At 57.8% G+C, this 10417-nt stretch carries 8 protein-coding genes and 2 pseudogenes; 9 read left to right on the top strand and 1 reads right to left on the bottom strand.

The window, feature by feature from the left end:
- Positions 1-351 precede the first annotated feature (351 nt).
- From KFO72_RS02565 to KFO72_RS02540, 5 genes are all read left to right on the top strand, one after another.
- On the top strand, positions 352-1122 hold the full coding sequence (locus KFO72_RS02565; protein WP_225031320.1) for a YoaK family protein: 771 nt from the start codon (positions 352-354) through the stop codon (positions 1120-1122).
- Positions 1123-1382: 260 nt separating this feature from the next.
- Positions 1383-1769, top strand: coding sequence for a hypothetical protein (locus KFO72_RS02560; RefSeq protein ID WP_263627263.1), 387 nt, complete (start codon positions 1383-1385; stop codon positions 1767-1769).
- Between the two features lie 255 nt (positions 1770-2024).
- Entirely contained in the window at positions 2025-2252 is a 228-nt protein-coding gene (locus KFO72_RS02555) for a hypothetical protein (RefSeq protein ID WP_007740954.1), read from the top strand.
- A gap of 146 nt (positions 2253-2398) precedes the next feature.
- The gene (locus tag KFO72_RS02550) at positions 2399-2587 is read left to right on the top strand and encodes a ribbon-helix-helix protein, CopG family (RefSeq protein ID WP_054923536.1); all 189 of its coding nucleotides are present in this window, start codon (positions 2399-2401) and stop codon (positions 2585-2587) included.
- Between the two features lie 704 nt (positions 2588-3291).
- On the top strand, positions 3292-3609 hold the full coding sequence (locus tag KFO72_RS02540) for a hypothetical protein (protein WP_225031318.1): 318 nt from the start codon (positions 3292-3294) through the stop codon (positions 3607-3609).
- 147 nt (positions 3610-3756) lie between these two features.
- Here the strand turns inward: KFO72_RS02540 and KFO72_RS02535 are convergent.
- Positions 3757-4050: pseudogene (locus tag KFO72_RS02535) on the bottom strand (IclR family transcriptional regulator C-terminal domain-containing protein); the annotation flags it as partial.
- 359 nt (positions 4051-4409) lie between these two features.
- Between KFO72_RS02535 and KFO72_RS02530 the strand changes: the two are divergent.
- The 4 genes and pseudogenes from KFO72_RS02530 (at position 4410) to KFO72_RS02515 (ending at position 10255) form a co-directional block, all read left to right on the top strand.
- Positions 4410-4736 (top strand): H-NS histone family protein, encoded by a 327-nt coding sequence (locus tag KFO72_RS02530; protein WP_060610412.1) that lies wholly within the window; start codon positions 4410-4412, stop codon positions 4734-4736.
- A 448-nt stretch (positions 4737-5184) separates the two neighbouring features.
- Positions 5185-5858, top strand: a pseudogene (locus KFO72_RS02525) (hypothetical protein); the annotation flags it as partial.
- An 869-nt stretch (positions 5859-6727) separates the two neighbouring features.
- On the top strand, positions 6728-7993 hold the full coding sequence (locus tag KFO72_RS02520) for a diguanylate cyclase (RefSeq protein ID WP_225031317.1): 1266 nt from the start codon (positions 6728-6730) through the stop codon (positions 7991-7993).
- 1116 nt (positions 7994-9109) lie between these two features.
- Positions 9110-10255: a YncE family protein gene (locus KFO72_RS02515; RefSeq protein ID WP_225031316.1), complete on the top strand. Its 1146-nt coding sequence runs from the start codon at positions 9110-9112 to the stop codon at positions 10253-10255.
- Positions 10256-10417 lie beyond the last annotated feature (162 nt).

Genomic DNA, 10417 nt, shown 5'->3' with positions numbered 1-10417 from the left:
CGAAGCGATCGACGACTTGCGTAGCACGTCCTCCAGCATCGGTGACGCCTGAGCGCCCGCCTGCCTGACCGTCCAGTTGAAGAAGCTGTGCGCCTGCTGCAAATCCGCACTGCATTGGATGTCTCCTCACGAGGCGGGGATCCACACGTACGGGATCGTGCGCCAGGAACATACAGTTATCAGATTATGATAATGTCGTTATCATCCTATCAGCTTTGCCCGCAGGATTCCATACGGCAGCGATGACACCCGCTGCGCCACGGCGCCGTCGTGTTTTCACTCCCATCAAATGGCTATTCACGCCCACGCAAGGCCGCATACCTATCGTGTGACGGAAGGAGTCTTTCACGCATGCCCGCGCACTTCTTTCGAACATTGACCGGAAAGGACCGCAGTACCGAGGCGAACAGGCGCCTCGGGTTTTCCCTTGCGTTCGTGGCAGGCGCGGCGAACGCGGGCGGTTATCTGGCCGTGAAGCAGTACACCTCGCATATGAGCGGCATCGTTTCCGCGATCGCGGACGAGGCGGTGCTGGGTGATGTCGCGCTGGTGCTTGCCGGTATCGGCTCGCTGATTTCGTTTCTGCTGGGCGCGGCCTGCTCGGCGGTGCTCGTCAACTGGGGACGCCGTCAGCGCCTGCACAGTCAATATGCTTCCCCACTCATGCTCGAAGCCGCCCTGCTTCTGTGCTTCGGCCTGGTCGGCAGTCATCTGGCTCTACGGGACACCTTGTTCGTGCCCGCCACTGTCGTGTTGCTCTGCTTCATCATGGGACTGCAGAACGCCATGATCACCAAGCTGTCAGGCGCGGAAATCCGCACCACGCACATGACGGGCATCGTCACCGACATCGGTATCGAACTTGGCAAGCTCTTTTACTGGAACGCGTCGAACGATGATCCTGCCTCAAAACCCGTTATCGCCAACCGGGAGCGACTCAAGGTGCACGCCGGCATGCTCGCGAGTTTCTTTGCGGGCGGCATCACAGGTGCCCTCGGTTTCAAGCATGTCGGCTACGCATCGACCATTCCGCTCGCGGCCGTGCTGACGGCGCTAGCAATCATTCCATTGCTTGACGATCTTCGGGAGCGCCCGTGGCGGCCCGCGCGCAAGCCGCAATGACCGCGGCGACGAACTGACAGGGCGCGGAGTCACCTCATCCATGTCGGCGAAACACGCACATGTTATGATAATGTCATTATCATTTGATTTGCGCTTCAGTCTGACGAAATACACTGACACCGGGCTGCCTGTAGCAAGTCTTGAGACGGTGCCACGAACAGACGTGCGAAACGTGTCCGAAAGACCGGCAAGGAAAGAACGTGATTGATCCTGGTGCTGCCCTGCTGTCGTACGACCACGCATGCCGACTCGCTCGGGACATGAAGGGCGAACACGGCCTGGTCGTGGTCGGCGTCGGCACGGCCGGGGAACGCGGGTTCCAGATGCTTCACCGGTTTGCGGAGATATCCGACAGTCTCGACGCTCACGGAATCAACATCGTTTTTGTCTATCCGAAGGCATCGGCGCGCCATGTGTTCGACGCGGTCTCGATCCGTGGCGCCCGCTATCGCGGAAAGCCATGCCTCTTTCTCGACGGCGATGGCCGGCTCTTTCGAACACCACTACCGCCTAGAGCTGTCCGCGCGGTCTATCTCGACGCCGATATGCGACCCGTCGATACTACCTGCGTGATGCTGGACAGCGAGACATGGCACGATGCGTTGCGCAGCTTTCTTGCGGACATTGTTGGACGGCGTCTGCACTAGGTCGATTCGAGTCGTATCGGCCTGATAGGACCGACGCGCAGGAAGGGAGAAACGCTGTGGTAGATGCTTTGATTCGGGTGACGGCCCAATGGGGAGTCGATGAGACCGTAGCGGCGATAAGGATCGAATACGGCAAAAGGATTGACTGGGACGAACGCACGGCCTGCTCACAGACCTGACCAGACACACTCCCCCAGCCGGATTGAATTCACCCCGCTTCTCCCATCCTGAACCACGCCACTACAAGGACGAGACATGACCGAGCCTACGGACCTTCAGCCAGTCACATTAAGCCACGCAGCGATCTGGGCGCTCGAGCGCCTTTCGCAACCACGCTACGGGCGCGACACACCAGCCCTGAGCTGGTCCGTCACTCACGAACTGATCCGTGCCGGGTTTGTTGCCGTCTCCGAAAACGGTCGCGGGGCCACGACGCTCACCCAGGCGGGACGCAGTTTTCTGCTTGGGCGGACGCAAATCTGACGCTCTTGTTGCTGCTGGCGGCCGCTAGAACTGCCACCTGGACTTAAGCGCACGCCTGTCGATTGAGCGCCGTGACATCAATTACTGTAGCGAAAGCGAACAATCCATTATAATTTGATTAACATGTTCCAACCTTCGCTGCCACCATGGAATCGAAAAGCGCCAGACTGACAGTCCTGATTGACCCCGTAAAAAAAGAAGCGTTCGAGAAACTCTGCGCCGCACAGGACCTGACACCATCCCAGGTTGTGCGGCAGCTTATCAGAGACTACCTCGAGCAGCACGGCGTGACGTGGAAAACGCGGAGTACCATCGGCGCACGTACACGGCGATGACAGTTTCTGCCCAACACGCTTAACGAAGCTCAGGATCACCCTGCACGCCTCGACCTCCTCCACCGTCGGCATTGCCCACCAGGGCCGGTAACCAGCCTGTGCGTAGGTGCTGGAATGCGGCGAACGCAGCGTCGTGACGCCGCCGGCAACTCGTATCCAGGTGGCGTCTTCGCGCGGATGAAACGGGTCGCTCCCAAACCGTGTGTTCACGCCGCCACTGCACTCGCGCCGCGATTGATTGACGCTCCCATACGGCTGCCAGCCCCGGCAGCCGTCGGTTTCGATAGTCCATTGCCCGCGTAATCCAATCCCTGCCACCACTGCCCAGAGGTCGCCCCCAAGATCGGCCTGCCCCCGTCCATCGATCTTCGCGTCGAAGCTTCTACGCGGCCAGATAGGGCTCCGGCGCGAAGCGCGTGTCGAACAGCAACGGCACGGCAGGACAGACGGTTTGCGCCCCTTGCGAATTTCTCACCTTGAGCGCTCAAACTGCGGCATCTGTGACTCCCATAAGCGGCAGCGCACATAGTTGCCGATTTTTTTCCTGTACGCTGACGGCTCAAACACATGCTCGATGGAGCAGTTATCACGGCAGAAGGCCCCTGCGGCGATCGAGCACAGCCGACGGGCTTGCTCACGCGAGAGCAATACTACTCGTTGCACCATCAATGTTTAGCGATCGATAGAGACTGAAGGAGGGTACGATGGAAGGCTCACCTTATCCGATTCGATACCAGGTTTTTGGGGTCTCTCGACCATCAGATTCCAGCCTGTTTATTGATTATGTCGCGGGGAGCATAGAGCAACGTCGCGCGAATATCATCAGTCTCATTAGCGGCGGAGCAGACGCGGCCTTGAAGAGATGGTGCATGTTTGGACACCTTTCAGATTGTGACGTTTTCGAGATCGAGTGTCTTCCGGATCAGGTGTCTGCAGAAGAAGCAGTGGGATTTTGGAGAGCATATTTCGCATCTTTAGGCGAAGAAATTGTTTCGGCGAAGCACATATGTGGCGATGCTTAACTTAATTGATCTCTGATTCTTATGACGTTGTGTTGTTACGTCGCCAGACTTGGAATCCGCGCTCGGAACTGGTGCGAGTTGTATTGCTATTCGTGGCTCGGGGCCTTCCGGCCAGCACGGGGCGGGTTGAGCGACAAGTAGGGAGCGCTATTCGACGCGACGTCGCGTCGAAATTGCCGACGCCGTGGAAATCACCGGATCGGTGAAGCGCCGCTCGTCGCGGTATGCATGCCATCGTGATCTGGCCACAGCGATATTCAACGCGCCTATCCCTCGCCCGTGCGCATTGGTGATCGCCGCCGCTGTCGAAATATCGCTGACGAAGTACTCGTCTTCAACATACGCGTAGCCCTGCTTTCGGATCTGCGCGATGCGGTCTTTGATCTTGCGCGGCTGATACACGGTCGACGACGTATACGGCACGAGATTCGTGCGCGACAGGAATACGAGGTAATCAGGCTGAGACGGGCGCCGGCGTGCTAACACTGGTTGGCTCAGCCGCTACCGGATTCTGCGGTGCCCGCTTCGGCGGTGCCTTCCCTGACTGACAAGCGACCGCGACTCCCGGGCCAGGATGGAAGCTGCAGCCGGGACTCTACCAACCGGATTCAATCAGCCCCGGCGTCGGAACCACGACCGCTGATATGCGGCTGATGAGATACGTGCTGCTTTAATCTTCTGCTGGAAACCAGCACCCTTCTGCGATCCGGTAAGATTGAGCAGATTAGAATCCGCTGAAGAACGGCTGTCCGCAGATCATGTGGAAGGACAGTTGGACGGTACTCACCGATGGAACCGATATGGATGAACGTAAGCGGGACAGCATGATTGCTTATCTCCGCCACCGGATGGAAGAATATGACATTGAACCGGACGACCTGGCTTCGGCAATAGCCGGTGATCAGGAACTACAGGAGCGAGCCCGATATCGTAATGCGACTGGGGACACATGGACAGGCGACGGGGAAATGCCCCAGTGGCTGAAGCAGGCGATTAGCGCGGGACAGAGACTCGATCACTTTGAGACGGCGTCAGCGTCATCGATGCCTGATACGCGGCAAAAGACAATCAACTGGCGGGACGACCCTTTCGCAGGGAGCCCACTCGCGCGACAGCACGCCGACTGACGAGTTCGCCTTCGTACTGGACTAATGCGGCTTACGACGTTGTGTGTCCGATCGCACAGGCCCTATTCCCTACCAGTCTGTGGGAACGCGCGAGAACGGAAAGGCCGTCCGGTACACATCGCGTCGACAGCATCTCCGCTTCTTCGGATCTCTCACCTTTACCGGTGGAAGGCCTAAAAACGGCGTGTGCCTGGTGCATCTGGTATGGCCGCGAAGGAGAACATTCAGACCGAGGTCTAAAATGGCGGGGGTAGCTACGGGCGTATGGAATGAAATATGGCCTCGCCTACAACCGAATACTCCTATTTCGAACGTCGTACGGAACGCCAGTTTATGAGTTAAAGCTCGTCAGAGCGGCAAACCCCACTACGGAAAAAAAGCCGCGCCTGACCGGCAGGGCCAACCGTATGTGAAGACGCCGCCTTGAGACTCCTCGGACACGGCCTGTATTGTCAAGACACGATCATTTCAGTTTCTGGTCAACGCGGTAGGCGCAGACAATATCGCCATCGCGCTGGCATCGAGCATGACGCGTGTGGCCGAACTGATGAAAGGTAAAAGGTTCACACCCGAGACCGCCTTTCACATGGAAACCACGCTCGGGTTACCGCACGGCTTTTTCGACCAGCCCAATCCCGCCCTCGCGGACGAGACCATCGCTCGCCTGAAGTCGCTGCTTGACTTCGTTCAGATCGATGAAGGATTCGACGCCGGGTACGAAGCACTCGCGCGGGCCTCCGCGAGCGGCTTCGACATCGCCGATCGCCCGAATGGCAAGAAGCGCATCGACAGTGTCGAAGCGAGCCGGTTCACGGAGCGACTCGGACTGCCCCAGTTGGCTGGCTGGACAACCCGCGCACCGAAGGCGAGATTCCAGAGTCCGTGTCGGACATGCTTGCACCCGGTCCACGTGGTCGGGCATCCGTTCAGCAACACGAGCCGCCTGCCCTAGCAACGATCGACGGCGCGAAAGCCGACCGCTCGGGCGGTAAGACGCGCACCAGGCGCGAGCGTGCAACCGCCTTGCACGATTCGGACAGCCCCTCGATAGTTTCGTCGGACGTCGCGGAAGACAAGGCGTCGATCGTCGTCAGCCCGCAACCTAATGTCGATATTTTCCCCGGCGGCAACGGCACCTGATCTATGACAACGCAGCCTGCTTGGTGCCCTTGATAACTTTCTTCGCGACGAGGCGTTCTCCGCCGCAGCCGACGATTAGGCGATTTGCGCCTCGCCTTTGCCGACCGCTTGACCGCTAGCCCCAATTTTCCTCTGCCCGATCAACATGATCGGCGCGCAACCGGCTCGCGCGTTGCACCTGGTCTTTGAAACTCCTCCATCAAATACGGACCTACGCAGGTTGACGCCTTGATAGCGAGCCGAAGGCACATAAAAGTGTCAACGCACTCGTTCCGTGCGATACAACGACCAACCTGCGCGGCAGGTGGGGATACGTCACAAGTTCTGACGTGAGGTGGCGACGTAAGTCGCCGCGCTGAGATACAGCGATCGGCGAAGAGAATCCTTGCAATCCGGAGCACCGCTGCCTTGTCGTGCGCGTCCGGCCGACGTTCCGCGCCCCGGGAGAAACACGGGGCCGACCTCGTACCAAATGGATCCGCCGTCTGATCCCGCTCTCAACGAGTGGCACCACCTCAACGGCGACCACCGACGTACCCTGAGGCGATTGTTCTTCAGTACGCGGATCCGGGTAGTGTCACAGACCGCCCCTTCTGGTCGCCACTTCCAGCGAGCCCGGTCACCTTCCACCGGATCGCTCACAGCCCTGTTTGACACCCACACGCATCGGTCCTCGAATCTCGATGAACTCTCATAAAGTTTTTGCCGCAAACGGCCGATAAATCAGTGAACGTTTTAGATTTACTGCCTGTCCGACGGCTATCCATCACTGCCCTGGCGATGAACGCGCTTTTTGTAAGGTGAAGTAAGGCGAAGCCTGTCTGATCGGTTCAAGGAAGAGAAACCCAGTCGTGAATGACATCGCCACATGCGTCGCCATGATCGGACTTGATGAGCGTAAGCAGCTCATCGTCACCGCTTGCGATAACCAGTTTTTCCGGTTGACGGGCTCACCGGTCAACGACGCACAGACTTTTCCAGTTCCATTCGACGTAATGGTCACGGGTTCCATAGCGAATGAATTTCGCGAGAAACTGCTCGCGTGCTTTCGGTCCGGCTGGGTGCAGCAACCAGAGCAAACTCACGACATCCGCAAAGGCACCGTCTGGTGGCGTCTGTCGCTTAAACCGATCAGGCATGAGAGCAACGGCGCCAGTGTGCACAAGATTCTCATGACGGGTCTCGACATGAGCGCGCGGATCGACCAGCGACAGGAGCCAGAAGTCGAGGCCTCGCGTTATCGCGCCTTGGTCGACCTGGCCTACGACGCGATCGTGACGATGGACGAGGAGCACAACATCACTTTGTTCAACCGCGCGGCGGAGAACCTCTTCGGTTATTCGTCAGCCGAAGTGATGGGTCGGCCGATCGTTACCCTGTTGCCCGAGAAGTTCCGCGCTGATCATCCACGCAGGGTGAAGCAGTTCGCGGACTCCTACCAGCCGAACCTGCGGCGGGCGACTGCTCCACGTATGGACGAAACCAATAGCGTGTACGGTCGACGTCGTGACGGGTCGATCATACCCGTCGAAATCGCGGTGTCCAGAATCGACCTGAACGGTGGGGTCGAATTCATGGCGGTGGTACGCGACATCACCGATCGCGCCAGGCTAATGGAACTGCTGAAGAAGCAGGCCACGACCGACGCGCTAACAGGTTTGCCGAATCGTCGGGAGTGTCTGGAATACATAGAAGCGTTACTTGGCAATACAGACGTGTTTTCAGTTTTCATTCTCGACATCGATTTCTTCAAGGAAATAAACGACAAGCATGGACACGATGCTGGCGATGAAGTGTTACGCACGCTCGCGAAAGTTGGAGCGTCAATGACGAGCCGGCCATGTCTGTTCGCGCGTTGGGGCGGCGAAGAGTTTGTGGCAGCGCTGCCGGGCGCTGATGCCCGTGTTGCGTATGACATCGCGAACGCGTTGCGCGAACGTTACGAACGACAGGATTTCGCGCACGTATCGCACCTCAAACCGATTCCGTTCACGGTGAGCATCGGCGTGGTTACCCGCGAAACACACGAGGCCGACGTGGAGACGTTAATGAAGCGTGCGGACCGCGCGCTTTATCGGGCCAAGAAGTCTGGCCGTAATCGTGTCGAAGCGGGATAGATCATGTTTTTAGCAGAACGGGACACGCACGCCGCACGCAGTCCTGACGCGGACCGGATGAGCGAGGGCCCGGTGATGTAAAAACGGTCGTAAGCGCTCGGGATTGGTGGGTTCGACCTTTAAAGCGCTATGGGCCTACAGGTTGTGAGCCGAACCAGGGATCGGCTGGTCGCGGTGGCGACGACCTGACGCCCGTCGAGCGCATTTCACTGCGAAGACCGGCGCGTTCGGTTTTTACGTCAAGTAACCGCACTTGGCTCGACAACGCCGCCATCACCGATGGACCGCCACTATCGGGCTGTGGTCTGACAGGAGCGGACGATCGACATCCTCTCCGAAACGTCCGCCACTTCTCGTCGATACGTGTAAACCCGTTCTGGGCAGACCCAACATAAACTGTCGACATCTCACTTTTCTGGAAGCGAATGTTTCGTTTCTGGAGTTCGGGCAATAGAGCAATGAATTGTATTCCCGCAATCTTAGGTTTTGATTAAGAGGAGGAGGCATTTCATGGCATCTGATATTTATTTTTATATTCCGGCAATAATTACGCGAATCATCCGGGAAATTTATTAAAGAAGGCATTATTTCTTGTTGCAATGTCTTATCTCGTCAATGAACGGATCCGGTGCCAGGCGTTTTCCCTGACCTTCGATGTTCTTCCCGCCGCGTTTTTCTCTGCTCACTGAAATTTACGCTTTCTACTGCATAACCTGGCCTTACAGAGCCGCGAGAGCAAGGCGAAGTACAGCATGTCAGTCTCTACACGGTAACTTGACGGCAGGTTGTTCCCAATCAAGCACCACTTTCCACAATTCCACCAACGATATAAATGAATGCGGCAATGCCGCATAAGTTCTGTTGTCGACGTGCCTGCATCGCTTCTCATTGTCATTCAGCGTCCTAAACGGGAATTCAACATTACGAAAATATCGACAGGCAAGTGTATGAATATTTCGTTATCCATACATTCATTCGCACCTATCTATACAAACCATCAAATTATTTTCTGTGCATTCTTGCCACTCCTTCCTCATCCTTACCACCGGAACGAAGCACTGCACACAGCACTCAAGCGTTTCTCTCACCTGTTTTGCTGCTCAAAGGAGCCGACTGATGAAAAAACCGTTACTGGTCGTTCTACTCGTGGCGACGGCCGTGCTTGCAGCGTGCGGCGGAGGAGACAACTCCGCATCGACGCCGGCTTCATCGACACCCGCCCCCGCGCCGTCCAAGCTGTTGACGACCATCGCCGTGCCTAATTCCACGACGCCGGCGTTCAGTTTCGATATCGGCTACACGGAAGCAGGCAGGTACTATCTGGCGGACCGAAATAACAAATCCGTCGACGTCGTCGACACGAAATCGAACACGCTGATCGCGCAAATTACGGGAGGTTTTACGGGCGCAGGCGCGAGCACGGATGCGTCCGGGCCCGACGGCATCGTCGGTGTGACGGGAACGAACACGCTGTATGTGGGCGACGTCGATTCGGTGAAAATCGTCGATACGGCCGCGATGAAAACGGTCAAGACGATTCCGATCAGTACGTCAGGTTCGCGCGTCGACGAAGGCTGTTACGATCCCGATGATCATCTCATCATGTTCGCAAGCCCGGGCGAGACGCCGCCGTACGTCACGTTCATCTCGACAACGACGCAAGCAGTCGTATCGAAGCTGACTTTCACCGGCTCATCGGGACTGGAAGCTTGCACGTATGACGCGGCGTCGAAGAGTTTCCTCATCAATAACGACGGAACGACGGCTAATCCGACGGGCGAACTGGACGTCATCACAGCCAGTTCCGTCACATCGGGTACGCCTGCTGTCAGCAAGGCATTTTCACTCGGCAAATGCGAGCCGTCTGGCATTGCACTCGGGCCTAACAGCGATGTGCTGATCGGCTGCGATCCGTCCGCGGGTAATCCGCTGATCACGTTGATTCTCGACCGCAACACGGGGGCCCAACTTGCGTCGATACCCTTTGGCGGAACGGACCAGGTCGCTTACGATCCCGGCTCGAATCGCTATTTCCTGCCGGCGCGCCATTGGGTGACGAGCGGAACGGCGGCGGCATCGGGCTTCACGCCCCAGATGGGCGTGATCGACGGCGCGACGCGCAAGCTGCTCTACACCGTCGCGGTAGGCACCGGCGCGCACTCGGTTGCAATCGACAGCGGCCTCGGCCAGGTCTATGTGCCGTTCCAGCCAGGCGCCGCCGCGTTTCCGAACGGCGGAATCTCGGTCTTCGCGACGAAGTAGTCGAGTCCTCACGTAGACGGTCTCTGCACGAGATTCCGGTCGTCGCAGTGTTCAGCCAGTGGACAAGAAATTGTGCGCTGGCTTTTTCGCTTCATCGAAATATGACTGGTCGACTGCCGTGGAGTTATGCCGCGCGGCGTCCGCGCGCAGTGTGGTCCGTCC

The organism is Paraburkholderia sp. XV (genome assembly GCF_020177535.1).
Lineage (GTDB): Bacteria > Pseudomonadota > Gammaproteobacteria > Burkholderiales > Burkholderiaceae > Paraburkholderia > Paraburkholderia caribensis.
Note: the sequence above shows the minus strand (reverse complement) of the source record. Positions and strands in the feature narration are given on the sequence as shown.